Below are 24,660 nucleotides of genomic sequence, written 5' to 3' on the forward strand. Positions count from 1 at the left end.
GGGGTCGTATAGATGCGGGCGCCGGTATCCCAACCCCGCTCGAGAGCGATGTCCCAGGGAAGCCACATGGTTTGCAGGGCGGAAAGCAGGAGGGTCGCGCCCTCGCGCGTGACCGCGTAGCAGGCGGCCGAACCTTGCGGGCCGTGGATGCAGCGGCCGTAACTGGCAAGCCCGTCGCCGCCATGGGACACGAAGCCGCGAATGCGATGATTGGCGAGCTTGAGGACATGCAGGTCCGGCCGGTGACCGAGAACCGCCGCGACGGCTGCGGGCGCTTCCGGCTTCACAGTGATGTCGTCCTCGCAGATCACGGCGACCGGCTCGCCGGATGCGATCACCGCCTGCAGCGCGGCCAGATGGCTGCGGTAGCAGCCATATTCGCCCGGCAGGATCGTCCGCCCATGGCTGCGTGCAAAACGGCGATGATCGACGTCAAGCCAGTCATTCACCGGGACCGCGGCGCCATCGACGCCGGGAACCCGCGTCACCTCGACACCGGCATCTGCGGCCGAAACTTCGATATCCTGCCACCGCTCGGTCGACCGGTCGAGATTGATCACGAAAAACCGCAGTGCCTTCGACCTCGATAATGTGCCGGAACGCGGCGCAAGGCCGAACGGCGTGTCTGCTCATGCCGCTGCATCCGGGGCTCGTTGGATTGCAGGAGGCGAGAAGGGGGGAACCCTTCGCCAGGAAGCGTGCACCTGGAAAAGCAGATTCCGCCCGGGGAATCCAGCATATGTCCGCAGGAATTGTGGCAGCGAAGACATCGAAACCCGGACCGTCATGCGTTGAATGGAGCACTGCGGCACTTGCCCCAGGCAATTGATCAGAACAATGTTCCCTGATCGGTCTCGGCGGGCTTGGCTGCCGGGCGCCGCTTCGGCCGGGGCCTGGAGGCGTCCGCTTCCACGGCATTGATGGGCGCCTCCTGGACATCAAAATGTCCCGTCGCGGCGTCGGAGTCTCCATCGCGGGTCGCGATCGCCTGGCGGCGTTCGCCGTGCGCAAATTGCAGTTCGAAGTTCATGCCCGGCGTCAGCCCGGCAGCGCGCACGATGGGCTCGCCGTCCGGTCGGCGCACGATGGTGTAGCCACGCTCCAGTACCCGCAACGGATTGAGGCTGTCGGCCACGCGCCACGCCGCCGCCAGGGTCTGGCGCCGGCCGGCCGCGACCTGGGCCTGCGCGGTGTTCAGGCGCTCGGCGAAATTGGCCAGGCGCAGCCGCGCCGCCTCGGCGCGGGCGGTGATGCGGTGCGGCTGCAGATCGGCAGCGATGCGCTCGAAGCGCTGGCGCTTGCGCTGCACCAGTCCGGTGACCGCATGGGCGGCATGGGTCTGGTGATGGCGCAGATCCGCCCGCTTCTCGCGCACGATGGCCTCGAGGCTGGACGGTGCCAGCCGTGTCGCGACTTCGCCATAGGCGCGGCGCTTCTCGGACAGGTTCACCCGCAGGCATTGGCCGAGCGAGGTCGCGGCCTCGTCGAGCCGTCGCCGTGGCAGTGCCAGCAGCATGTCGGGCGAGGGCAGGGCGCGGGCGGTGGCAGCCACGGCGCGCCGGTCCTGCTCGAGCCGGCGCGACACGGCCCCGGCATGGCGGGCGGCCAGCGCGGCGAGGGCCGCGACGAGATCGGCCCGCACCGGCACCGCCATTTCGGCGGCGCCGGTCGGCGTCGGGGCGCGCATGTCGGCGGCGTGGTCGATCAGCGTCCAGTCGGTCTCGTGGCCGACGGCAGAGATCAGCGGAATGATCGAGGTCGCGGCTGCGCGCACGACCACCTCGTCGTTGAAGCCCCAGAGGTCCTCCAGGCTGCCGCCGCCGCGCGCCACGATGATCAGGTCCGGCCGCGCGATTGCGCCGTCGGCGGGCAACGCGTTGAATCCTGCGATGGCCCGGGCGACCTCCTCGCCGGAAGTCTCGCCCTGCACGCGCACCGGCCAGACCAGGAGATACACCGGAAACCGGTCGGCGATGCGGTGATGGATGTCGCGGATGACCGCGCCGGTCGGCGAGGTGACGACGCCGATGACGCGGGGCATGAAGGGCAGCGGCTGCTTGCGCTCGGCGGCGAACAGGCCCTCGGCCTCCAGCTTGCGGCGCCGCTCGTTCAACAGGGCCATCAGCGCGCCGGCGCCGGCCGGCTCGATCTGCTCGATGACGATCTGGTATTTCGACGAGCCCGGATAGGTGGTCAGCCGACCCGTGGCGACGACCTCCAGCCCTTCCTCCGGCTTGAAGGCGAGCTTGGCGAAGGCGGTGCGCCAGATCACCGCGTCGATCCGCGCCCGGTCGTCCTTCAGCGAGAAATAGGCGTGGCCGGACGAATGGGGGCCGCGATAGCCGGACACCTCGCCGCGCAGACGCACATGGCCGAAGGTCTCTTCCACCGTCCGCTTCAGCGCGCCGGAGATTTCCGAGACGCTGTATTCGGTCACGTTCGACATGGGGGCGGATACGGCAGAAGGGGTCATGGTCGCCAGTTGTGAGGACGCCGCCGCCGCGGTCAAGCCGTGGGCGGCGACAAAGCCTTCTGCCAGGCCCGGCTGATCACGCCGAGGCACATGGGCGCTAAAATCAGCCGGCGATCTGCAACCGCCCATTGCCCAGCGGCGGGCGCGAGGAGCGCGACTCCGCTGCGCGGGACGGGCGGCCCTTGGCATCCGGCGGCGAGAGATTGGCGAGGCTCTCGCGAATATGCTCGACCAGGGCGGTGATCACCGGCCCGTCGGCATTGCGCGACTTGACGACACCGATCTCCGTGTCGAGCAGGGTCGGAAAGCCCTCATATTCCCCCAGCACGCGCATCCCCGGCCGCAGGGCGCATTCTGGCAGGACGCTGACCGCAAGCCCCGAGAGGACGGCCGAGGTGACGATCTGCGCCGACCAGGAGGTGAACAGCACCTTGTAGCGCCGCCCGATCCGGCCGAGGGCCTCGCAGCCTTCCCGGCGCCAGACGCAGTCCGGCCGGCCGAGCGCCAGCGGCAGCACCTCCTCGTTGTGGGTGTCGTGGGCGGCAGACGTCACGAAGTGCAGCGGCTCGCGCCGGACGATCTCGGGCAGCGAGGCCCCGGGATAGCAATCCGACACCAGCGCGACGTCGAGGCGGCCCTTGTCGATGTGTTCGGCGAGATTCGACGAGGGCTCGCAGGCGATCTGCAGTTCGACCAGCGGGTTCGAGCGGGAGAACCGCGCCAGGATCTCCGGCAGGAAGCGCTCGGCATAATCATCGGGCAGACCGATCCGCACATGGCCCTGCATCGCTTCGTCGTCGAAGGCCGACAGGGTTTCCTGGCTCAGCGCCAGCATGCGCCGCGCATAGGTCAGAAGCCGCGCACCCTCGCTGGTGATGCGGATGGTGCGGCCGTTGCGCTCGAATAGGCTGACGCCGAGGCGCTCTTCCAGCCGCCGCATCTGCATCGATACGGCCGACTGGGTCTTGAACACGTCATCCGCGGCGCGGGTGAAACTGCCGGCGTCGACAATGGCGACGAAGGTGCGCAGATGGTCGAGATCGAGAGGCGTGCTCATGGGTTTGTCCATCACAGATGATGATGGCTGAGATTATTAACATTCGTTGGTCTGATCAATAGCGGTCGCCTATCTTCGTGACTGTCAGGAACTGTCAGGAAGAACTGGGGAGCGCGGACCGCCGCATGCGGGACCGCTCCCGCTTTTTCCAGGCCCCCATCGGCACGAAAGGAGACACGGCCATGGCGATCACAACGAAGACGCGGCTCAGCCCGACCCTTGCTCATCCGACGCAGACAGCCAAGCTGCTCCTCGTCGCGGGCCGTGCGATCGTCAAAACCATGCTCAACCGCCGCAAGGTCCGCGCGATGAGCGAGATGTCCGACTACATGCTGAAGGACATCGGGCTGCGGCGTGACGACATCTATGACGCACTTCGGGCCGACTGGCGCGAAGATCCGAGCTGGCGCCTCGCGGTCAAGGCGGCGCAGCGCCGCCGGGGCGGCTACGATTGGGAGTAGGGCGTAGCCCCTCCCGAAATGACAGACCCGTCCACGCGGCGGCCGGCTAGCTCGGTCGCCGCGTTTGCATGGGCAGCCAGAAGTTGGCGCTGCCGTTCACGGATCATCCTGCCGGGTCGGCAGGCTGGCTCGAGCGTTTCGGCGCCATCATCAGAAGCTTGTCGACGCGGCGGCCGTCCATGTCGACGACCTCGATGCGCCAGCCCTTCCAGGTGAAATATTCGCCGGCATCCGGGATATGGCCAAGCTGCTGCAGCACCAGCCCGGCCATGGTCTCGTAGTCCCGCTTCTGGGGAAATTCGAGCCCCGGAACCGCGCTTTCCAGAAGATGGATCGGGATCGCCCCATCGATCAGCAGCGAGCCGTCCTCGCGCTCGACGATATGCGGATCATGGTCGTCGCCCTCCGGCAACGAGCCGGCGATGGCCGCGAGGATGTCAGTCGGCGTTGCCACGCCCTCGAAGGATCCGTACTCGTCGAGAACGATCGCCATGTGGATCTGTGCCTCGCGGAAGCGCTCGAGAAGCCTCAGGATCGGCATCGTCTCGTGCACGTAGATCGGCTCGCGCATCACCGTCCTGACATCGATCGTCCCGGTTTCCCTCTGCTGCTCCAGCATGTCCTTGGTCTGGACGATGCCGATCACGTCGTCGGTCGTGGTGTCGATCACCGGATAGCGCGAATGATTGGCTTTCAGGATCTTCTCGAAGACCGCGTCCGGACCATCGTCGGCTGCGACCCAGACGGCACCGGGGCGCGGCACCATGATCGAGCGCACGGTGCGGTCGGCCATGCGGATGACGCCTTCCAGAAGCTCGCGCTCCTTGGGCTTGAACACGCCGATCTGGGTTCCCTCGGCGATCATCGCACGGACGTCCTCCTCTGTGACGCCGTCCTCCCGGTCGCTCTCTCCGAACAGGCTGGTGATGGCGTTGGTCGACACCCGCAGGAGCCAGACGATCGGCGCACCGACCTTGGCGATCACGGTCATGATCGGTGCCACCTTGATGGCGATGGCCTCGGCGCGGTTGAGCGCGAAGCGCTTGGGCACAAGTTCGCCGATCACCAGGGACAGATAGGTGATGACCACGACGACGAGCACGAAGGCGACCGTGCCCGCATAGGGGCCGACGATCAGCCAGTCTTCCATGATCTGCGCCAGGGGACCGGCGAAGGTCGAACCGCCGAAGGCGCCGGCGAAAATGCCGACGAGGGTGATGCCGACCTGGACGGTGGAGAGGAAACCGGTCGGGTCCTCGATCAGGCGAAGGGCGCTGGCCGCGCCGCGCCGTCCCTCGACGCGCATCTGCTCGACGCGCGATTTGCGCGCAGAGACCATCGCCAGTTCCGACATGGCGAAGAAGCCGTTCAGCAGAACGAGCAGGACGATGATGAAGGCGTAGAAGATCAGCAAGTGGCAGCCGTGTGTCGGGGCAGGCCGCCGGATGGGGGCCCTGAACGCTCGGACCTAGCGCGCCGCGGCTTGAGGGAACGCGGCGCGATGCGTAGCGGTGTCGCGATCATGTCGTCTGGCCGCTATCGCGGCCTTTGGCGCCGTCGCTCTTGCCGGTCGGATCCGCCGAGCCCGGAACGTTGAAGAGGTCGAGCATCTGGCGGGCGAATTCCTCCTGCATGGTCATGCCCGCTCGGGCAAGCTCGTCGAAACTTTGCCCGTTTGCCTCGCCGGATGCGGCGGCCTCAGTGTCGCTGGTCGGCGCGGCCTGTGGCTTGCCGGATGCTTCGGCCCTCGTCTCGGACGAAGCCTCGTCGGCGGCCGGCCCGGTGCCGGCCGGCCCGGCGCCGCCCATGGTCTGCGTGAAGGTGGCCAGCATCGCCTCGAACGGCTGGAAGGGATCGAAGGCCGGCTGTCCCGCCGCGCCACCACCCGACTTCGCCGTCTGGCCGGCGCTGCCGGCCTGCGCAGTGTCGGAGGCGCCCGGCGGCAGCCAGGGCAGGCGACCGTTGAGGGCGTCGGAAAACAGCCCCGACAGATAGTCCGACCCCATGGCGCCGGATGCGGGCCGGCGATGGCGGTCGTCGGAGGGACGGCCCATCGCCTCCATGGCGTTGGCGCCGCGCCGCATCATCTCGGCCATGGCGACGGGATAATTGCCCTCGGCGAAGCCGGCCGGCTGCTGGCGCGCCATGTTGGCGAGCATCATCTGCATCATGGTCTGGATGCTCATGACCGACAGGCTGCGCATCAGCTTTTCCACCGTGTCGGGCGCCACATCGCTCATGGTGGAAACCTTGCGAGCCACGTGGAGAAAGATGTCGCGCGAACCGAACAGGCTGTCGGCCAGGCCCTTGGCCGCCGAGCTGTGCGCCGTCTCGGGGCCGGACGTCCCGACGCCGCTCATGAAGGGCAGGAATTGCCGTGAGACGTCAGCCCAGGCGGCCGGATCCGTCATTGCCCGCTGCAGCGCCAGGGTGAAGGCCGGCGCGAGCGCTTCCGTCGTCCGGCGGATTTCCTGTCGGCTGAGCTTGAAGGCATCGGCGAGCCGATCGGTCCCGAGCCCGGAATCGTTCACCGTCAACCAGTCGAAAAAGTCCGTCATGGCGACCTCGCTCGCATGAGCGCCCGGCTCTGGCCGGGCACAGGTCCATGCATCCTGTCAAACCCCCGCGCGAAAGCCAATCACAAAGCGAACGGCCGGTTGCGGCGGGTGAAAGCCGCAACGGTCCCGGGTTCTAAGAGACGGAGCGTCGGCCGAGTGGCCGGTGCCTCGTCAGTAGGTCAGATGCTTGAAGACGCGGTCCATGGACCGGTCCCACTGTTCCTCGAACAGGCGGACCAGTTCCTCGCCGGACGTCGTGCCGCGCGCGACGACTTCCTCGAGCGGTGCGAGGAAATGGCTCTCGTCATTGCCTTCCTCGTTGCGCCGGTTGCGCTCGACGAGGCCCTGGCGCGACAGCCGGACCGTCTCGCGGGCCAGTTCCAGCACGCTGGAGTCGCGGAAGGGGGTGCGGAACCCGTCCTTCGGTACGTCGGTCCGCATGGCCGAGACCTCATCGAAGGTCCAGTCCCTGGTCAGCGCCTCGGCCGCGTCGAGCGTCGCCGGGTCGTAGAGCAGCCCGACCCAATAGGCCGGCAGGGCACAGATGCGCCGCCACGGACCCCCGTCGGCGCCGCGCATCTCGAGGAAGGTCTTCAGGCGCACATCCGGGAACAGCGTGGACAGATGGTTCGTCCAGTCGCCGAGCTGCGGCTCGGGATCGGGGATGCGGCCCTTCAGGGCACCGTCCATGAACTGGCGGAAGGTGACGTCGGTGACGTCGCTGTAGTGGCCGTCGCGGGTGACGAAATACATCGGCACGTCGAGCGCCCACTCGGCATAGTCGCGATAGGAGAAATTCTCCTCGAAGACGAAGGGCAGCAGCCCCGAACGCTGGTTGTCGACGTCGGACCAGACGTCCGAGCGCCACGAACAGAGCCCGTTCGGCTTGCCCTCGGTGAAGGGCGAATTGGCAAAGAGCGCCGTCGCGATCGGCTGCAGCTTCATGCCGACCTGCATCTTGCGGCGCATGTCGGTCTCGCTCGAGAAGTCGAGATTGACCTGGATGGTCGCCGTACGGAACATCATGTCGAGGCCGCGCGTGCCGATCTTGGGCATGTAGCGGCGCATGATCTCGTAGCGCGACTTGGGCATCACCGGCGTTTCGGCCAGCGTCCAGGTCGGCGAGGAGCCGATGCCGAGAAAGCCGATGCCCAGTTCCTTGGCGACGGCACGCACTTGGGCGAGATGGGCGTTGGATTCGCGGCAGGTGTCGTGGATGGTCTCGAGCGGCGCACCGGACAGCTCGAACTGGCCACCCGGCTCCAGCGAGATCGCGCCCTGGCCCGCGCTGCCGAACAGGCCGATGATGCGGCCGTCGTCGATGATCGCTTCCCATCCCGACAGCGCCTGCATGCGCGCCAGGAGTTCGCCGATGCCGCGTTCGCCCTCGTAGGGCACCGGCGACAGGTCCTCGGTGTAGAAGCCGAACTTCTCGTGCTCGGTCCCGATGCGGAACTGCGAGACGGGCTTTTCGCCCGACGCCAGATGAGCGGTCAGATCCTCGACCGAGGTGACCGGCGTCAGATCGGTCGTATCGCGCGCCATGCTCGTCCTTCGAATGGTTCAGCCGGCCCTGCCGGCAGGCGGAGTCCCGCAACTGGAATGTCGGCACTGCCGATTTTCCGGTCGGATCGCAACATAAATCGTGTTGACGGTGTGGCCAGTCCGGCGCGCCTCAGCCCGACCGCCAGTCGCCGATCGCGGCCTGAAGCACGGCCATGGCGGCCACGGCGGCGGTGTCGGCCCGCAGGATGCGGGGGCCCAGCGAGATGGCGGTCACGAAGTCGGCAGCACTGAGCCGCTCGCGCTCCTCGCCCGACAAGCCGCCTTCGGGACCGATCAGCAGAGCGAACGGTTCCCGGGCAAGCGCGCGCAGCGTGTCGATGGGGCTGGCCTCGTCGGCCCGCTCGTCGCAGAAGACCAGCCGGCGTCCTGCGTCCCAGCGATCGAGCATGTCGGCGAATTTGACCGGCTCCCGGCATTCGGGAATCGACAGGATGCCGCATTGCTCGGCGGCCTCGACCGCATTGGCGCGCATGCGGTCGGTGTTGAGCCGCGTCGCCTGGACATGCTGGGTCATCACCGGCTGCAGCACGCCAGCGCCCATCTCCACCGCCTTCTGGACCATGTAGTCGAGCCGGGCATGCTTCAGCGGCGCAAAGAGATAATGCAGATCGGCCGGCGGAGTCTGGGCCCGGACCCTGTCCCGGGGAACGATGTCCAGCTTCTTCTTCGCCGCCTTGACCAGGTCGCACCGCCATTCGCCGTCGCGGCCGTTGAAGGCCAGCACCTGGCTGCCCTCGCCAAGACGCATGACGTTGAGAAGGTAGTTCGCCTGCGCCGGCGTGGCCGCCACCGGCGTGTCTGCCGCCAGATCCGTGTCGAGATACAGGCGCGGGCTCTTGAAGTCATGGTTCGGCATATGCGCGTCGTCCTTCCCCCGGGCCGCGGCGCGGCCCGATGCGGCATCGTGTCCGCATGGCGGCGAAACCTAATCTCCGCGCAGTCATTGTCACGCGAAACCCTCCGACACGAAGAAGGAACTCGCATGGATCTCCAGATCAAGGACCGCGTCGCGCTGATCACCGGCGCCACAGACGACATGGGCTTCGAGACCGCCCGCATCCTGGCCGCCGAGGGGTGCAAGCTGGTCCTGTCCGACAAGGAGATCACGCAGCTCCAGAAGGATGCCGCGACCCTCGACGCAGAAATCCTCTGCGTGGCGGCGGACGTGACCGACCAGGCCGCCGTCGATGCCATGGCGCGGCAGGCGCTGGATCGCTTCGGCCGGATCGACATCGTGCTCCACACGGCGGGCATCACCGGCGCGAAGGGGCACCCGCTGGAGGTCGCCGATGCGGACCATCGGGAAGCCTGGGAGATCGACTTCCTCTCGGCCGTCCGCGTCGCGCGGGCGACATTCCCGACCATGCGCCAGAACGGCTGGGGCCGCTTCGTCTGCATCACCTCGGAGAATGCGGTGCAGCCCTATTGGGACGAGGCGACCTACAACACCGCCAAGGCCGCGCTGGCCGCCTTCGTGAAGAACCTCTCCTACAAGGAGGCCGAGCACGGCATCCTGTGCAACACCGTGTCGCCGGCCTTCATCGAGACCCAGATGACCGACGGGATGATGGAAAAGCGCTCAAAGGAGCTGGGCGTTTCCTTCGACGAGGCCGTCGAGAGCTTCCTGGAAGAGGAGCGGCCGGGCATCGCCCTGAAGCGCCGCGGCCGCGCGGAAGAGGTCGCGGCTGCGATCGCGCTGATCGTCTCGGAGCGGGGTTCCTTCATCAACGGCTCGAACATGCGGGTCGATGGCGGCTCGGTGCAGGCCGTCCAGAACTGACCCGAACGAGAAAGGCCGGCGGGATCGGATCCCGCCGGCCTTCGCATGTCCCAGCTGGTGCATCATTTTGGACCGCAACGCTTCGGCCTGGTGTCGGTCGGACTACGGCTTGATCGGGCCGTCGATACGGCTCGGCGGGACCGGGTCGGAGGCCGGGAAGGTCTCGTCGAGCGCCTCGTCGAGTTCTTCCTCCTCGGTCATCGGGCGATCGCCGCCGCCGTGCGATGCGTCGTTCTGGCCCGTCTTGCGCTCCTCGCGGGGTTCGCGCGGGTCATCGTTCACGGTGCTGTCCGTGGCAGATTCGTTTGGTGTGTTCATCGGGTGGGCTCCATTCAACGTTGCCGACGAAACGGCGTGGTCGGCGCCTCGTTCCACCCCGCGACCATTTCAGCCGGGCCATATCGGCCAGCCCGTCAGGTGGGCCGGGCCACCAGTGCCGCGGCCACCCCCGCGCCGACGAGGCATGAGCCGCCGAGGCGGATGACGAGTTTCATGACCGAGGGGCGGCGCACGACATCGCGCGCACGGGCGGCGAGCTGCGCATAGACGAAGGCGTTGGCCACCGCGAGCACCACGAAGAGCGCGACGAAGACCGCCGCCTGGGGCCAGTAGGGCCGGCCGGAATCGAGAAATTGCGGCACGAAGGCCACGAAGAAGACGATCCCCTTGGGATTGAACAGGGTGACCAGGAAGGCGTCGCGGAAGATGCGGGACGGTCGCGCGGCGCTCAGGTGTGGCAGCGCCGCAGCCACGGGATCGGCCGTGTCAGGGACGTCGGAGGCGTATCGCGACAGGGTGGTTCGCCACATGGCGATGCCCATCCACACCAGATAGGCCGCGCCGACCCATTTCAGCGCGATGAAGGCGGTGGCCGAGGCCGAGAGCAGGGCGCCGACGCCGATCAGGGACAGGCTCGCCGCCACGAGATCGCCGAGCCCGACGCCGAGGACGCTGGCCAGCGCGACGCCGCGTCCGTGGGCCAGCGCCTGACCGATCACCATGATGATGGTGGGGCCCGGAATGACCAGCAGGATCAGCGAGGCGAGCGCGAAGGCGGCGAGCGTGGCGGGATCGACGGGCATGGATGTTCCGGTAAAGCCTGTGGGACAGCGGAAGAGAGCCACCGGTATGCGCTCCGGTCAAGCCGGCTGGCGATCACGCGGGCCGTGCATCGCCGATGACACCCCCCAATGCGATGGCCGGAGCCGGCCGTCGGGCGAATGATGCGTCAGTCGACGATGACGATGTGCAGCGCCCGCGGGCCGTGGGCGCCCAGAAGCAGCGTCTGCTCGATGTCGCCCGAGCGCGACGGGCCGGTGATGAAATTCAGCGACCGCGGCATCTCGCCCTTGCCGTAGCGCTCGCGCAGCATCGGGAACACGGCCTCCATGTCGCCGCCGATGTTGCCGGCCCTGACCACCACGATGTGGTTTTCGGGCAGGAAGTTCAGGCTCGTCGGATTTTCCGGACCGGACACCAGCACCAGGGTCCCGGTCTCGGCGATGGCGGCCTCGGCGTGGGAGAGACCGTTGAGGTCCTCGCCGTCGCTAACGCCGTGGCGAATGGTCAGGGAGGTCTCCCCGAAATCGGCGCCCGAAAGGCGCGGATCCTCGCTCATCCTGAGGTCGGCGGGGAAATTGTTCTCGCGCAGCCAGCGCGACACCTCGTCCGGCAGCGCGTCATAGCCGGCGATCCGCGCGATCGAAGCGTTGGCGCGCTCGGCCATGCGGATGAACAGCGCGACCTGCTCGTCATGGGGCAGTTGCCCGCGCTGCGGCACGATGCCGACCGGGGCGCCGGCCAGCCGCGCCTCGACGACGCGCTTGCGCTCGGGATCGTTGGGGCGGGCGCCGTTGGAGCGGCGGATGCGGCCGAGCACGGCCTCGCGGGTGGAAGCGCTCATCGGGTCTCTCCCGTCGTCGCATGGGGTCGCTGGGCGTATTCCTGCATGAAGGTGCGGCCCTCCGGCGCCGGCAGGTCGCGCCATTTGGTCCATCCGCCGGCCAGCGGCAGGGAGGCGAAGCGGCGCTTGCGGCCCGCAGCCATCTTCAGCATCGGCATCGCGATCGACACCGCCGCCCGGTAGAGCGCCGGACGCCGTGCGAAGAAGGCCCAGACGCCGAGGCCGGCGCGCTGGGTCCTGGGCTGCAGGTGGCTCTCGAATTCCTTCTCGCGCCAGTGCCGCATCATCTTCGGCAGCGGAATGCGCATCGGGCAGACCGCCTCGCAGCGGCCGCAGAAGGTCGAGGCGTTCGGCAGATGGCCGGACTTGTCGACACCGATGAGGGACGGCGTCAGCACGGCGCCCATCGGGCCGGGATAGACCCAGCCGTAGGAGTGGCCCCCGACGGCGTGATAGACCGGGCAATGGTTCATGCAGGCGCCGCAGCGGATGCAGCGCAGCATTTCCTCGAACTCGGTGCCCAGCATGTTGGAGCGGCCGTTGTCGAGGAGGATGACATGATACTCCTCCGGCCCGTCCAGATCCTCGGCCCGCTTCGGTCCGGTCGAGAGGGTGGTGTAGACGCTCATGTCCTGGCCCGTGGCCGAGCGCGCCAGGATGCGCAGGATCTGGGCGGTGTCCTCCAGCGTCGGCACCAGCTTCTCGATCGAGGCGAGCACCACGTGGCACTTGCCCAGGAGCTGCGTCAGGTCGCCATTGCCCTCGTTGGTGACGATGACGGACGTTCCTGTCTCGGCGATCAGGAAGTTCGCGCCGGTCACGCCGATGTCGGCCTCGGCGTATTTCTTGCGCAGGATCTCGCGGGCCTCGCCGAGCAGCGTCTCCGGCTCCACCAGATTGCGGTTGGGATCGAGGTCGACATGGACGCGGCGGAAATCCGCCTCGACCTGATCGCGGGTGACGTGGACCGCCGGGGCGATGATGTGGCTGGGGTGCTCGCCGCGCAGCTGGATGATGTATTCGCCGAGATCGGTCTCGATCGGCACGATGCCGTTCTCTTCCAGGAAGGCGTTGAGCCCGATCTCCTCGGAGATCATCGTCTTGCCCTTGGTGACGGTCTTCGCCTTCCGCTTCTTCGCGATGTCGAGGAAGATCCTGCGGGCGTGGTCCGCATCCTCGGCGAAATGCACGATGCCGCCCGACGCCTCCACCTTGGCCACATAGGCCTCGATGTAGAGATCGAGGTGCTTGAGCGTGTGGTTCTTGATGGCGACCGCGTTGTCGCGCAGGGCGTCGAATTCCGGCAGGCCATCGACGGCGTTCTGGCGCTTGTCGATGAAGCCCTTCTCGACATGGCCGAGCGCCCGCTGAAGCTCGACATCGGCGAGCGCCTTGACGGTATTGGCCTTGAAGGTGTGCGAGGTGATCTGCATGGGACGGGCCTATTCGGGCATGAAATCGGGGTCGCGGAGCTGCGCGGCGGTCCAGGGGCAAGTTTCGGGGAAGACGGCGCGTGACAGGCCCGTTTCCTTGGCAGCTTCCCGGACCGCCTGGGGATAGATGTCGGCGATGATCGACCCGGCACTGGCGTGCAGCGCCCGGTTGCGGGCCTCGCGGCGTTCGACGTGGTGACGCTCGCGCACGATGGTCAGGTCCCAGGAGCGCGATCTGCGCTCCGGCTGATACTGCCATTTCAGCAGATGGACGATGAGAACCCGGTAGCTCGATTCCAGCGCATGCAGCTGTTCGCTTCCCAAGCTCTCGATCTCATCGGCGAGGTTCGGCAGGTCCAACTCGCCAAAGCGGCCCATGCGCAGCAGCCGGGCCTGCTCCAACGCCCAGCCGTAGACGTCGTCCGCATAGAGCGGGCGGCTCCCGTCATCCTGCTTGTCCTTGGCGAGGCTCATGGCTCCGTGTCCTTGCTGCGGGCTCGACAAATCTATCGTGCCGGCATGGGAAAAGCAGCCGGCAGGAGCGCGGTCAGGCCGCCGGTCACAGCTTGCCGCCGATCGGCGGCGCGTCGGTCATGCCGGCGAGCACTTCCGCCACGTGGCGGACCTCGACCGCGATGTTCTCGCGCTTCAGCTTGCCGTCCATGTTCATCAGGCAGCCCAGGTCACCGGCCAGCAGCATGTCAGCGCCGGTCATGCCGACATTGCGCGCCTTCTTGGTGACGATGGCGTTGGAGACGTCGGGATATTTGATGCAGAAGGTGCCGCCGAAACCGCAGCAGACTTCCGAATCGCGCAATTCGGTCAGTTCCAGCCCCTCGACGCTGTCGAGCAGCATGCGCGGCTGCGCCTTGACGCCGAGTTCGCGCAGGCCCGAGCAGGAATCGTGGTAGGTGGCGGTGCCCTCGACCCGGGCCGTCACCGCCGTCATGCCGCGCACGTCGGCGAGGAAGCTGACGAGCTCGAAGACCTTTTCGGAGAAGGCCGCCGCCCGCGCTTCCCATTCGGGATCACCGGCAAAGAGTTCGGGATAGTGCTTCTTCAGCATGGCGGCGCAGGAACCGGACGGCGCGACCACGTGATCGAAGCCCTCGAAGGCGGCGATCACCTGTTCGGCGATGGCCCGCGTGTCGGCCCGGTCGCCGGAATTGTAGGCCGGCTGGCCGCAGCAGGTCTGCGCCGTGGGCACGACCACGTCGCAGCCGGATTCCTCCAGCAGCTTGATCGTCGCGAAGCCGACGCTCGGGCGGAACAGGTCGACCAGGCAGGTAACGAACAGTGCCACCTTCGGGCGGGACTGATTGCGAACGGCATTCTCGCTCAATGGGTTCTCCTCCGATGCCTTTCGTCGCACATCGGTGGCGGCGACGGCAACGTGACAAGTTTGGAACCGTTCTGATCCGGTTTGGCGACAATCGCAATTCCTGCTTGGTATCGAGCCCGGCGATCGGATAGCAAGGGCGGCGCCGCAAAGGGGGAATGATGAGCCGGATCACGTTGCGCAAAGCCTCCCTCGATCGATTTCCCACCGATCCGCGCCGGGCCGCCGTGCTGGGCGAACTGCATGCCCGGCCGTTTCCGCTGATCAAACTGCCGCGCGCGCTGGTGGTGCTCGCCTTCATGCACGACGATCACGGCGAAGCGGATCTCGCGATTCTTTCCGAGATGTCGGTGCGGCGCGGCGTGCCGCCGCCGGCCAAGGATGCGCGTACCCATTCGTTTGCCTTCGGCAAGGGCAAGCTTCGCTGGGAGCGGCACACCGAGTTCTGCACCTATTCCTGGGAAGGGCCGCCGCCGGAGCAGTTCGGCGATCCGGTCGAGGGCCATCCCTTCGGCGCCGAGTTCCAGGCGCCGGGACCCTTCATCTCGGGCGTCCATCTGGAGCTGCGGCCCAACGACGCTGCCGGCCAGGCTGCGCTCCAGAGCTTCGACAAGACCAGCTACTGCCATTCGGTGATGGAGAGCGGGCTTGCCCAGGCCGCCACGGATTTCCGCCAGGACGGCGACGGCATGACGCGGATGCTGGTGCTCGACGACGGCCTGCCGCCGCAGCGCGCCGGTGCCCTGGCCATGCGGCTCGTGGAGGTGGAGATCTACCGCACGCTGGCGCTTCTCGGCCTGCCGCTGGCCCATACGGTCGGCCCCGCGGTCGCGTCCCTCGAAGGCCGCCTGATGTCGATCACCGAGGAGATGAAGGGCGGCGACGAGGACAGTCGCCAGCTCCTGCAGGAGATCACGCTGGCCGCAGCCGAGGTCGAGGCGTCGGCAGCCTCGGTGCTGTACCGCTTCGGCGCCAGCCGGGCCTATGACGAGATCGTCAGCGAACGGCTCGCCTCGATCGGCGAACAGCCGATCGCCGGCCAGGAAAGCTGGAGCGCCTTTCTCAAGCGCCGCATGGGTCCGGCCATGCGCACCTGCCGCGCCATCGAGGAGCGGCAAGCCAATCTGTCGGAGAAGCTGAGCCGCGCCGCCAATCTCCTGCGTACGCGCATCGACGTGGAACTGGAGCACCAGAACCGTGACCTGCTCACGTCGATGGACCGGCGGGCACGGCTGGCGCTGCGCCTGCAGCAGACGGTCGAAGGCCTGTCGGTCGCAGCCATCGGCTATTACGTGGTCGGCCTGTTCGGCTACATCGCCAAGGCACTGGAACACGAGGGGCTTCCGGTGTCCTCGACCGTTCTCGTCGCGGCCTTCGTGCCGGTGGCCCTCCTGGGAGTCTGGCTGATCGTGCGCCGGATCCGCCGACGCCACCTGCACGGCACCGAGGAGGGGCACTGACGGCAGGGCCATTCGCCGCGCGTGTGGACGCAGGCGTCGCTGGCGCCTAAAAGTCACAACGTACAGGGAGTGAGCCATGTCCGTCTTGATGCCCAAGCCTTCCGAGGCGATCCTCGGGCGCCGCCAGTCGATCGTCGATGCCCTGCGGGCAATCGTGCCGGGCGAGGGCGTGGTCGATGCGGCCAACGAAATGGCCGTGTTCGAATCCGACGGGCTCACCGCCTATCGCCAGATGCCGCTGGTCGTCGTCCTGCCGTCGACCGTCGAGCAGGTGGCCCGGGTCCTGAAATACTGCCATACCAACGAGATTCCGGTCGTGCCGCGCGGCTCCGGCACGTCACTGTCGGGCGGTGCCCTGCCGCTTAAGGACGGGGTGCTGCTGGTCCTGTCGAAGTTCAACCGGGTGCTGGAGATCGACTACGACAATCGCTGCGCCGTCGTGCAGCCGGGCGTCACCAATCTCGGCATCACCAAGGCGGTGGAAGGCGAGGGCTTCTATTACGCGCCCGACCCCTCGTCGCAGATCGCCTGCTCGATCGGCGGCAATGTCGCGGAGAATTCCGGCGGCGTGCATTGCCTGAAATACGGCCTCACCGCCAACAACGTCACGGGCATCGAATTCGTCACCATCGAGGGCGAGGTGGTGCGCCTCGGCGGCAAGCATCTGGATTCGGAGGGCTACGACTTTCTCGGCTTGATGACCGGTTCGGAGGGGCTCCTCGGCGTCGTGACCGAGGTCACGGTCCGCATCCTGCAGAAGCCGGAAACGGCGCGGGCGGTGCTGATCGGCTTTCCCACCTCGGAACAGGCCGGCGAATGCGTCGCGGCAATCATCGCCAAGGGTGTCATACCCGCGGGTATGGAGATGATGGATCGTCCGGCGATCCATGCCGCCGAAGACTTCGTGCATGCCGGCTATCCGCGCGACGTCGAGGCGCTGCTGATCGTCGAGCTGGACGGTCCGGGCGCGGAAGTGGACCATCTCCTCGCCGAGATCGAGGCGATTGCCGACGCCAACGGTGCCACGGTCACCAAGGTGTCCAATTCTGAAGAGGAACGCGCGGCGTTCTGGGCCGGCCGCAAGGCCGCATTCCCGGCCGTCGGCCGCATCTCGCCGGATTATTACTGCATGGACGGCACCATTCCCCGCAAGGAACTGCCGCGGGTGCTGGCCGGGATGAAGGCCTTCTCCCAGAAATACGACCTGCGCGTCGCCAACGTCTTTCATGCCGGCGACGGCAACCTGCATCCGCTGATCCTCTACGACGCCAACAAGGACGGCGAACTGCACCGGGCCGAGGAGTTCGGCAACGACATCCTGCGCCTGTGCGTGGAAGTCGGCGGCGTGCTGACCGGCGAGCACGGCGTCGGCGTGGAGAAGCGCGACCTGATGCCGGTGATGTTCTCCGAGGACGATCTGCGCCACCAGCAGCGGGTGAAATGCGCCTTCGACGACAAGCACCTGCTCAATCCGGGCAAGGTCTTCCCGCAGCTCCAACGTTGCGCCGAACTCGGCCGCATGCATGTCCACAAGGGCCAGGTGGCCTTTCCCGACCTGCCGAGGTTCTGACAATGAGCGCCGTCGAGACACTCCCGTCGATGAAGAACGTGCCGCCGATGGATGAGGCGCGCTTCCTGAAATTTCTCGAAGCCTGCGCGGAAGATGAGCGCTGGGAACTGATCGATGGGGAGCCGATACGGATGATGCATCCGCCAAGTCTCAAGCATCAACGGATCGGATCGAATCTCGAGCGGCTGCTCAATGACGCCTTGGAATCGACGCGTCCCGATCTTGACGCAATGCGCGAGATCGGCCTGTCGGTGCCGGCGCATCCCGGCTTTCGCCCGCAGGTCGATGTGGCAATCATCGACCGGCAGCCGACCGGGATCTATTTTGCCGAGCGCTTCTATCTGGCGGCGGAAGTGTTATCCGACGCCAACACACCGGATTTCATCAGCACCAAGCGGCTGCGCTACGCCGACCATCCCGACTGCCTGCATGTTCTGATCCTCTCCCAGACGGACCGCGCCGTCGAGGTCTGGTCACGCTCGAATGGATGGCAAGGGCTCGTCTACCGCTCGGCGGATGACCGGATCGTGCTCCCGGAATTCGGCTTCTCCTGCCAGCTCCGGGACCTGTATGCGCGGACGGATCTGGCATGAGCGTCGCGCCGGATCGTCCGACGGCTTCGACGCTGCGCCCGACAACCCCGCAGGACGTTCGCGACATCGTCGCTGCCGCGATCTCCGCCGAGGAGCCGCTGGCGATCGAGGGTGCCGGCTCCAAGCGCGGTCTCGGCCGGCCGGTGCAGGCGGCGCGCACCCTGTCGCTGTCGGCCATGACCGGCGTGACGCTCTACGAGCCGGAGGAGCTGGTCCTGTCGGCGCGCGCCGGCACGCCTATCGCCGAGGTCGAGACGCTGCTCGACCAGGCCGGCCAGCGCCTGGAATTCGAGCCGCTGGACTACGGTCCGCTACACGGGCTGGAGCCGGGGCAGGGCACGATCGGTGGCGTCGTCGCCTGCAATCTCGCCGGTCCGCGGCGGCTGAAGCATGGCGCCGCGCGCGATCATATCCTCGGGGTTCACGCCGTTTCCGGCCGGGGCGAGATGTTCAAGTCCGGTGGCCGGGTGGTGAAGAACGTCACCGGCTACGACCTCTCCAAGGGCCTGACCGGTTCCTTCGGGACGCTGGCGGTGATGACCGACGTGACGCTGAAGGTGTTGCCCAAGACCGAGACGGAGACGACCATCGTACTGCGCGGCCTCGCCGACGCGGCGGCGGCCGGCGCGATGGCCGCCGCCATGGGCTCGTCGGCCGAAGCCTCGGGCGCCGCCCATCTGCCGATGTATGTCGCCGCGCGCGTTGCCGGCGGCATGCTCGGCAAGGACGCCGCGACCTTGATCCGGCTGGAAGGGTTCGGCCCGTCCGTCGCAGCCCGCTCCGCCTATCTGACGGCTGCCGTCGAGAAGGTCGGCGCGGTGGAGCATCTGCATGGCGAGGAATCGCGCGCCGTCTGGCGCGACGTGCGCGATGCCAGGCCCTTCGTCGACGGGACGCAGAAGCCGGTCTGGCGCCTGTCGGTGACCCCGACGCGCGGCCACGAGATTGTCATGAGCCTGCGCATGCAGTCGGCGATCGACGCCTTCTACGACTGGCAGGGCGGGCTGATCTGGCTGCGCATGGAGGGCGCGCCGGAAGCCGAACTGGTGCGCGAGACGCTCCGGCGCTTCGGCGGCGGCCATGCGACGCTGGTGCGCGCCTCCGACGGCGTGCGCGCGGCGACCGCGGTGTTCCAGCCGCAGCTGGGCCCCCTGGCGGGCCTCGCCAGCCGCCTGAAGCAGCAGTTCGACCCCGCCGGTGTGCTCAATCCGGGACGGATGGGGTAGGATGTGGGATGAGGAGGCGACCATGAACGCAAGCGAGATCCTGTCGCGCGATCCCGACGTCATGTCGGGTGCGCTGGTCTTCAAAGGCACGCGCGTGCCCGCTGACGCGCTATTCGAAAACCTGGCTGCCGGCATGGCCCTGGCAGAATTCCTGGCGAATTTTCCGACCGTGTCGCGCGCGCAGGCCGAAGGAGCGTTGCTCGTTGCGAGCAAGGATCTCGAGCGTCTGGTCGCTTGAGAACAATGGCGATCCTTGATGAATCGGTGCCGCGGGACCTTGTCGCGGCGCTTGTAGCTGAACGATGTCAGGTCGTTCCCTTTCCGAACGGCTGGAAGGGTCTGAAAAACGGCATGCTGCTGGACCGGCTGGAGGCCGAGGGATATGCCGCCCTGGTCACGTGCGATCGGACCATGCGGTTCCAGCAAGCGATTGCCAAGCGATCGGTCGACCTCGTCGTGCTCCCCGATCAGCGGCTTGCCCGCTTGCTGCCAATCGCCCGGAATATTGGTGTAGCGGTCGGTTTAACCTCGCCCGGCGAAGTCATCCTCGTGGACGCCTCAGGCCGCGCCGACGTCGTTTCCCATAGAAGATAGCCCATCATGCAAACCACATTCTCCCCCGCGCAGCTCGCCAATCCCGAGATCGCACAGTCCGAGCAGATCATCCGCAAATGCGTGCATTGCGGCTTCTGCACGGCGACCTGCCCGACCTATGTCACCCTCGGCAACGAGCTCGACAGTCCGCGCGGGCGCATCTACCTGATCAAGGAGATGCTGGAGAACGACCGGCCGGCGGACGAGAAGACCGTCACCCATATCGACCGCTGCCTGTCGTGCCTGGCCTGCATGACGACCTGCCCGTCGGGCGTGAACTACATGCATCTGGTCGACCATGCCCGCACGCATATCGAGCGCACCTACAAGCGGCCGCTGGCCGACCGGATGATCCGCCGGGTGCTGGCGATGACGCTGCCCTTTCCCGACCGGTTCCGGGCGAGCCTGGTCATGGCGCGGCTCGGCCGTCCCTTCGCCGGGCTGTTCGCGGCGATCAAACCTCTGAAGCCCTTGGCGGCGATGCTGAAGCTGGCACCGGGGACGGTACCGCCGAAGTCGCAGGTCAACGCACCCGGGGTGCGGCCCGCCGAGGGGCCGCGCCGCAAGCGCGTGGCGCTGCTGCGCGGCTGCGCCCAGTCGGTGCTCGATCCCAAGATCAACGAGGCGACGGTGCGGCTTCTCAACCGGCTCGGCGTCGAGGTGGTGGTGCCGGAAGGCGAGGGCTGCTGCGGCGCGCTGGTCCATCACATGGGGCAGGAAGCCCCGGCGCTGGAGTTCGCCCGCCGCAATGTCGATGTCTGGTCGCGCCTGGCGGAGACTGACGAACTCGACGCGATCGTCATCACCGCCTCGGGCTGCGGCACGACCATCAAGGATTACGCCCACATGCTGCGCCTGGATCCGGCCTATGCCGAGAAGGCGGCGCGGGTGTCGGCCCTGGCCAAGGACGTCACCGAGTTCCTGTCCGAGATGGAGTTGCCGCTGCCGGTCAACGCGACGGACCTCGTCGTCGCCTATCATTCCGCCTGCTCCATGCAGCACGGCCAGAAGATCACCAGGGCGCCGAAGGTGCTGCTGGCGCAGGCCGGCTTCACGGTGCGCGACGTGCCCGAGGGCCATATTTGCTGTGGCTCGGCCGGCACCTACAACATCCTGCAGCCGGAGATCGCGACCACCCTGCGCGACCGCAAGGTGCGGAACATCGAGGCGATCGCGCCTCAGGTGATCGCCACCGGCAATATCGGCTGCATGACGCAGATCGGCTCGGGCACGCGCATCCCGATCCTGCACACGGTCGAGCTCCTGGACTGGGCCTTCGGCGGCACAAGGCCCGCGAGCCTCGCGGAAATCCGGCCGCGCGTCGAAGCCGGCCGCGTCGCGGCGGAATAGCGTCATACGCAAACGGCCCGCCGTTGCCGGCGGGCCGTGGATCGTGACGATCGGATCTTGCGCTCCGTCAGAGCGTCGGAGCGTCCTGTCGGACGCGCGGTGCCTTAGCCGCCGAAGATTGACGCCAGCACGTCCTGGCGGACCGTGCCGACCTCGCGGTAGAGGCCCTTCGGGCCCTGGCCGTTCGGTCCGATGACGACGACCTTGCTGCCGTTCGGGACGCGCTCGTACAGATGCTCGACGTCCTGGTTCATCATCCGGATGCAGCCCGAGGACATGTTCTGGCCGATGGTCCAGGGCTGGTTGGTGCCGTGGATCCGGAACAGGGAATCGCGGCCGCCGCGATAGAGATACAGGGCCCGCGCGCCCAGCGGGTTGGCGGGGCCGCCCTTCATGTGGGCCGGCAGGATGCGGCCCTTGGCACGCTCGCGCTTGATCATCGACGGCGGCGGAGTCCAGCCCGGCCATTCCGCCTTGCGTCCGACGCTCATGCGGCCCGACCAGCCGAAGCCTTCGCGGCCGACGCCGACGCCGTAGCGGGTGGCAAGGCCATTGCCTTCGACGAAGTAAAGGAACTTGCGCTGGGAATCGACGATGATCGTGCCCGGCTTCTCACCGGTCTCGATGCGGACCTGGCGGCGATGATACTCGGCGGCTGGACCACGCTGGGCGAGCGCGCGTCCCTGGGTGCGCGCGGCGGCGCGCTCGGCGCTGACCGTGACCCACTGGTTGGTGGCGTGGTCGTAGCGCCGCACGTCCTCGGCGCTAGCCCCTGATGTCACGGCCATCGCCAGGATGGTCGAGAGGCCGGCTCCGGCCCATCGTGTCCAGGTCTGCATGTGGGAAACTCCCTATCTTTCGGCGGTTCGGGGCGCTGCCGGCCAGTTCCCGCACGTCATTGTCGTCATTGTGCCATGGTTTGAACGCATTCCGGAGATGCCGGTGGCTTCGATTCATGCGTTCCGTTCAGGAAAGTTGGGGCTGTTGCATTCAGATCACGACGACCTTCGTTCCCACCTTCACCCTGTCGTAGAGTTCCATCACGTCCTGGTTGCGCATGCGGATGCAGCCCGAGGAGACGGCACGGCCGATGGTCCAGGGCTGGTTGGTGCCGTGGATGCGGTAGAGGGTGGAGCCGAGATACAGGGCGCGGGCGCCCAGCGGATTGGCCTCGCCGCCCTTCATGTGGGCCGGCAGGATCCGCCCCTTGCGACGCTCGCGGGCGATCATCTCCTTGGGCGGTGTCCAGCTCGGCCATTCGGCCTTGCGCGTGACCGGATGCCGGCCCTTCCAGCCGAAACCGGGCTTGCCGACGCCGACGCCGTAGCGGCGCGCCGTGCCGTCGTGGCCGATATGGTAGAGGAACTTCGCCCGCGCATCGACGACGATGGTGCCGGGTGCCTCCTTGCCGCGATAGGGCACGGTCTGGGGCAGGAATTGCGGATCGATCTGGTTCGGCGCGGCAAGCTGCCGGCCCGCCAGCGCGGCCTGCTGCTGGCCGGTGACCGGTACCGCGGTCCTCGCGCCGCCGGGCAGATAGCCGGCGCGCACGCCCGGTACCGGGGTTCCGACACGCTGGCGCATGGCGGGCTGCGCATAACCCGGGCGCACGACGAGCCGCGCACCGGACGGGGCGGCGGGCATGGCGGCGCGGCGGCCACCGAGCACGACCCCCGCCGCCGCAGCGCCGCGGGAGCCATGGGCAGGCGCGAGTTGCAGCAGCCAGCGGTCGGCAAGATCGGGCGCGATCTCGACCGGCGGCAGGGTACGGTATCGCTCCTGCGCCTGGCTCGCCGCGGGGCAGGCCAGGATCGCCATGAGGCCGACGAGCGCGCGCCGGGCGGATATCGGAATCGCCATGTTGTTCCTCGATTGCCGGACGGTGAGACGGGCTCGCACCCGCCGCTTCGACCGCAAGCCTCGTCGGAAACGGCAAGGGAATGGTAAATGGGACTGGCAAAATCCGCAGCCGGAACGGAAACAGTTCCATAAGGTTAAGCAGCAGTGTCACGGCATGGTTAAGCCGGAGTTGCGCGCCGCTGGGGCGCTGCAGCCACACCCTGCGCGAAAACTTGCCGCGCGCGCTTCCTGCATGTTGTGCAGTGCAGCATTTCAGCTATCGTAAGGTCACGCGGCCAGGCCGGTCGCATCGGCGGTCACCAGAAACCGCACAGGGGCAACGCACGCAAGGCAGAACCGGCCGCCACTTCGGGGGCGACCGCCCCACACCCTTTCGAGATGGCCGCCGGAGCGGCCGAAGGGAACCTGCCATGATTGCCCTGACCCTCATCGTCTGCCTCAACGCCGCTCCTGCGGACTGCCGACTGGAAGACGTCGCCTTCGACGGCTCCATTATGCAGTGCGCGCTGTTCGGCCAGGCTGCCGCAGCCGACCAACTGAAGGCGCGGCCGAAATGGCACCTGAAGCGCTATCGCTGCCGGGCCGGCCGCTCGACCAACGCCTGAAGCCATCGCAGACCGCATCGGCGCGGCTTGCCAGCCGGTCGGACGGCTGCGAAGAATGCGGCATGCTGGACGATGCGACCCCAAGCGAGACGCCGCCCGACGGCCTGATCCGCGGCCCCGATGGCCATCTGCGGTGCTCCTGGCATGGCGGCGACGATCTATATCGCCGCTACCATGACGAGGAATGGGGCCGGCCGAGTGCGGACGACGACCGGCTCTACGAGAAGCTCTGCCTGGAGGGCTTCCAGGCCGGCCTGTCCTGGCTGACCATCCTGCGCAAGCGGGCGGCCTTTCGCGAACTGTTCCACGGCTTTGCCATCGCGCGGGTGGCGTCGATGGACGATGCGGATGTCGAGCGGATCGTCCTTGACCCGCGCATCATCCGCCATCGCGGCAAGATCGTTTCGGCGATCAACAATGCCCGCCGCGTCGAGGCAGTGCGCGCCGAGCACGGCTCGCTGGCGCAATTCCTGTGGCGTCATGCGCCCCCTAACGACGAGCGGCCCGCGGTCGTGACCACGGAATGGCTGCGCGCCAATCCCGTCACGCCCGCCTCCACGCGCCTGTCCAAGGCGCTGAAGACGGCCGGCTTCAGCTTTGTCGGCCCCACCACGATCTACGCCTTCATGCAGTCCATGGGCTTCGTCAACGACCACGTCGACGGATGCTGCATGCGCGACGCCTGCGACACCGCCCGCGCGGGGTTCGAGCCGCCGATGTGATACCGGTCCGCGCTTGATCTGACTCGGTTGTGATTGTCTTGTTTTGGGTGAGCGTGATTCCCTGTTCCCGCCAATGGAGGGAACGAGCGATGGCCTTGAAAATAAACGAG

General features: G+C 67.4%; 26 protein-coding genes. 11 read left to right on the forward strand and 15 right to left on the reverse strand.

From position 1 onward, the window contains the following. The 3 genes from VQ042_RS20105 to VQ042_RS20115 all read right to left on the reverse strand — a co-directional run. Positions 1-560: glycosyltransferase family 25 protein (locus tag VQ042_RS20105; protein WP_331822089.1), on the reverse strand; the 560-nt coding region annotated here is incomplete at its 3' end. 269 nt (positions 561-829) lie between these two features. Continuing rightward, positions 830-2,473 (reverse strand): exodeoxyribonuclease VII large subunit, encoded by a 1,644-nt coding sequence (gene xseA / locus VQ042_RS20110; protein WP_331822090.1) that lies wholly within the window; start codon positions 2,471-2,473, stop codon positions 830-832. Positions 2,474-2,576: 103 nt separating this feature from the next. Further along, entirely contained in the window at positions 2,577-3,530 is a 954-nt protein-coding gene (locus VQ042_RS20115) for a LysR family transcriptional regulator (RefSeq protein ID WP_331822091.1), read from the reverse strand. A gap of 182 nt (positions 3,531-3,712) precedes the next feature. Here VQ042_RS20115 and VQ042_RS20120 point away from each other — a divergent pair, with 182 nt between their 5' ends. Then, the gene (locus tag VQ042_RS20120) at positions 3,713-3,991 is read left to right on the forward strand and encodes a DUF1127 domain-containing protein (protein WP_331822092.1); all 279 of its coding nucleotides are present in this window, start codon (positions 3,713-3,715) and stop codon (positions 3,989-3,991) included. 103 nt (positions 3,992-4,094) lie between these two features. On the opposite strand, the gene VQ042_RS20125 is transcribed toward VQ042_RS20120, so the two are convergent. From VQ042_RS20125 to VQ042_RS20140, 4 genes are all read right to left on the reverse strand, one after another. Further along, positions 4,095-5,405: a hemolysin family protein gene (locus VQ042_RS20125; protein ID WP_331822093.1), complete on the reverse strand. Its 1,311-nt coding sequence runs from the start codon at positions 5,403-5,405 to the stop codon at positions 4,095-4,097. Between the two features lie 106 nt (positions 5,406-5,511). Beyond that, entirely contained in the window at positions 5,512-6,549 is a 1,038-nt protein-coding gene (locus VQ042_RS20130) for a hypothetical protein (RefSeq protein WP_331822094.1), read from the reverse strand. Positions 6,550-6,720: 171 nt separating this feature from the next. Beyond that, positions 6,721-8,094 (reverse strand): glutamate--cysteine ligase, encoded by a 1,374-nt coding sequence (locus VQ042_RS20135; protein ID WP_331822095.1) that lies wholly within the window; start codon positions 8,092-8,094, stop codon positions 6,721-6,723. Between the two features lie 130 nt (positions 8,095-8,224). Next, the gene (locus tag VQ042_RS20140) at positions 8,225-8,971 is read right to left on the reverse strand and encodes a 16S rRNA (uracil(1498)-N(3))-methyltransferase (protein ID WP_331822096.1); all 747 of its coding nucleotides are present in this window, start codon (positions 8,969-8,971) and stop codon (positions 8,225-8,227) included. 126 nt (positions 8,972-9,097) lie between these two features. Here VQ042_RS20140 and VQ042_RS20145 point away from each other — a divergent pair, with 126 nt between their 5' ends. Continuing rightward, on the forward strand, positions 9,098-9,895 hold the full coding sequence (locus VQ042_RS20145) for an SDR family NAD(P)-dependent oxidoreductase (RefSeq protein ID WP_331822097.1): 798 nt from the start codon (positions 9,098-9,100) through the stop codon (positions 9,893-9,895). A gap of 102 nt (positions 9,896-9,997) precedes the next feature. Here VQ042_RS20145 and VQ042_RS20150 read toward each other — a convergent pair whose 3' ends face one another. From VQ042_RS20150 to VQ042_RS20175, 6 genes are all read right to left on the reverse strand, one after another. Next, positions 9,998-10,177: a hypothetical protein gene (locus tag VQ042_RS20150; protein ID WP_331822098.1), complete on the reverse strand. Its 180-nt coding sequence runs from the start codon at positions 10,175-10,177 to the stop codon at positions 9,998-10,000. 131 nt (positions 10,178-10,308) lie between these two features. Further along, complete coding sequence (locus tag VQ042_RS20155) at positions 10,309-10,977, reverse strand: LysE family translocator (RefSeq protein ID WP_331822099.1); 669 nt, start codon at positions 10,975-10,977, stop codon at positions 10,309-10,311. Positions 10,978-11,123: 146 nt separating this feature from the next. Beyond that, positions 11,124-11,798 (reverse strand): LutC/YkgG family protein, encoded by a 675-nt coding sequence (locus VQ042_RS20160; protein ID WP_331822100.1) that lies wholly within the window; start codon positions 11,796-11,798, stop codon positions 11,124-11,126. Continuing rightward, a complete protein-coding gene (locus VQ042_RS20165; protein WP_331822101.1) occupies positions 11,795-13,231 on the reverse strand; it encodes a LutB/LldF family L-lactate oxidation iron-sulfur protein in 1,437 nt (478 codons plus the stop codon). Before VQ042_RS20165 ends, VQ042_RS20160 begins: the two co-directional genes overlap by 4 nt. Positions 13,232-13,240: 9 nt before the next feature. Continuing rightward, on the reverse strand, positions 13,241-13,705 hold the full coding sequence (locus VQ042_RS20170; RefSeq protein WP_331822102.1) for a DUF29 domain-containing protein: 465 nt from the start codon (positions 13,703-13,705) through the stop codon (positions 13,241-13,243). A gap of 85 nt (positions 13,706-13,790) precedes the next feature. Continuing rightward, entirely contained in the window at positions 13,791-14,573 is a 783-nt protein-coding gene (locus VQ042_RS20175; protein WP_331822103.1) for a (Fe-S)-binding protein, read from the reverse strand. 158 nt (positions 14,574-14,731) lie between these two features. On the opposite strand from VQ042_RS20175, the gene VQ042_RS20180 reads away from it, so the two are divergent. From VQ042_RS20180 to glcF, 7 genes are all read left to right on the forward strand, one after another. Continuing rightward, positions 14,732-16,030, forward strand: a complete 1,299-nt coding sequence (locus VQ042_RS20180) for a DUF3422 family protein (protein ID WP_331822104.1) — start codon at positions 14,732-14,734, stop codon at positions 16,028-16,030. A 76-nt stretch (positions 16,031-16,106) separates the two neighbouring features. Next, complete coding sequence (locus tag VQ042_RS20185) at positions 16,107-17,600, forward strand: FAD-linked oxidase C-terminal domain-containing protein (protein WP_331822105.1); 1,494 nt, start codon at positions 16,107-16,109, stop codon at positions 17,598-17,600. A 2-nt stretch (positions 17,601-17,602) separates the two neighbouring features. Next, positions 17,603-18,193 (forward strand): Uma2 family endonuclease, encoded by a 591-nt coding sequence (locus tag VQ042_RS20190; protein ID WP_331822106.1) that lies wholly within the window; start codon positions 17,603-17,605, stop codon positions 18,191-18,193. Continuing rightward, the gene (locus VQ042_RS20195) at positions 18,190-19,419 is read left to right on the forward strand and encodes an FAD-binding protein (RefSeq protein WP_331822107.1); all 1,230 of its coding nucleotides are present in this window, start codon (positions 18,190-18,192) and stop codon (positions 19,417-19,419) included. The genes VQ042_RS20190 and VQ042_RS20195 overlap by 4 nt, the downstream gene beginning before the upstream one ends. A gap of 22 nt (positions 19,420-19,441) precedes the next feature. Then, positions 19,442-19,657 carry a DUF433 domain-containing protein gene (locus VQ042_RS20200; protein ID WP_331822108.1) on the forward strand — a complete coding sequence of 72 codons (216 nt, stop codon included), beginning with the start codon at positions 19,442-19,444 and terminating at the stop codon, positions 19,655-19,657. A gap of 5 nt (positions 19,658-19,662) precedes the next feature. Further along, positions 19,663-20,013, forward strand: coding sequence for a hypothetical protein (locus tag VQ042_RS20205; protein WP_331822109.1), 351 nt, complete (start codon positions 19,663-19,665; stop codon positions 20,011-20,013). 6 nt (positions 20,014-20,019) lie between these two features. Then, positions 20,020-21,363 (forward strand): glycolate oxidase subunit GlcF, encoded by a 1,344-nt coding sequence (glcF, locus tag VQ042_RS20210; protein ID WP_331822110.1) that lies wholly within the window; start codon positions 20,020-20,022, stop codon positions 21,361-21,363. A gap of 104 nt (positions 21,364-21,467) precedes the next feature. Here glcF and VQ042_RS20215 read toward each other — a convergent pair whose 3' ends face one another. Further along, a complete protein-coding gene (locus VQ042_RS20215; RefSeq protein ID WP_331822111.1) occupies positions 21,468-22,202 on the reverse strand; it encodes a L,D-transpeptidase in 735 nt (244 codons plus the stop codon). A gap of 151 nt (positions 22,203-22,353) precedes the next feature. Beyond that, positions 22,354-23,223, reverse strand: a complete 870-nt coding sequence (locus tag VQ042_RS20220) for a L,D-transpeptidase (protein ID WP_331822112.1) — start codon at positions 23,221-23,223, stop codon at positions 22,354-22,356. Positions 23,224-23,633: 410 nt separating this feature from the next. On the opposite strand from VQ042_RS20220, the gene VQ042_RS20225 reads away from it, so the two are divergent. Together VQ042_RS20225 and VQ042_RS20230 are read left to right on the forward strand one after the other, a co-directional pair. Further along, complete coding sequence (locus VQ042_RS20225; RefSeq protein ID WP_331822113.1) at positions 23,634-23,828, forward strand: hypothetical protein; 195 nt, start codon at positions 23,634-23,636, stop codon at positions 23,826-23,828. A 62-nt stretch (positions 23,829-23,890) separates the two neighbouring features. Then, positions 23,891-24,550, forward strand: a complete 660-nt coding sequence (locus VQ042_RS20230) for a DNA-3-methyladenine glycosylase I (protein ID WP_331822114.1) — start codon at positions 23,891-23,893, stop codon at positions 24,548-24,550. Positions 24,551-24,660: the final 110 nt, after the last annotated feature.

Origin of the sequence: Aurantimonas sp. A2-1-M11, from assembly GCF_036549475.1 — a bacterium.
Taxonomy (GTDB): Bacteria; Pseudomonadota; Alphaproteobacteria; order Rhizobiales; family Rhizobiaceae; genus Aurantimonas.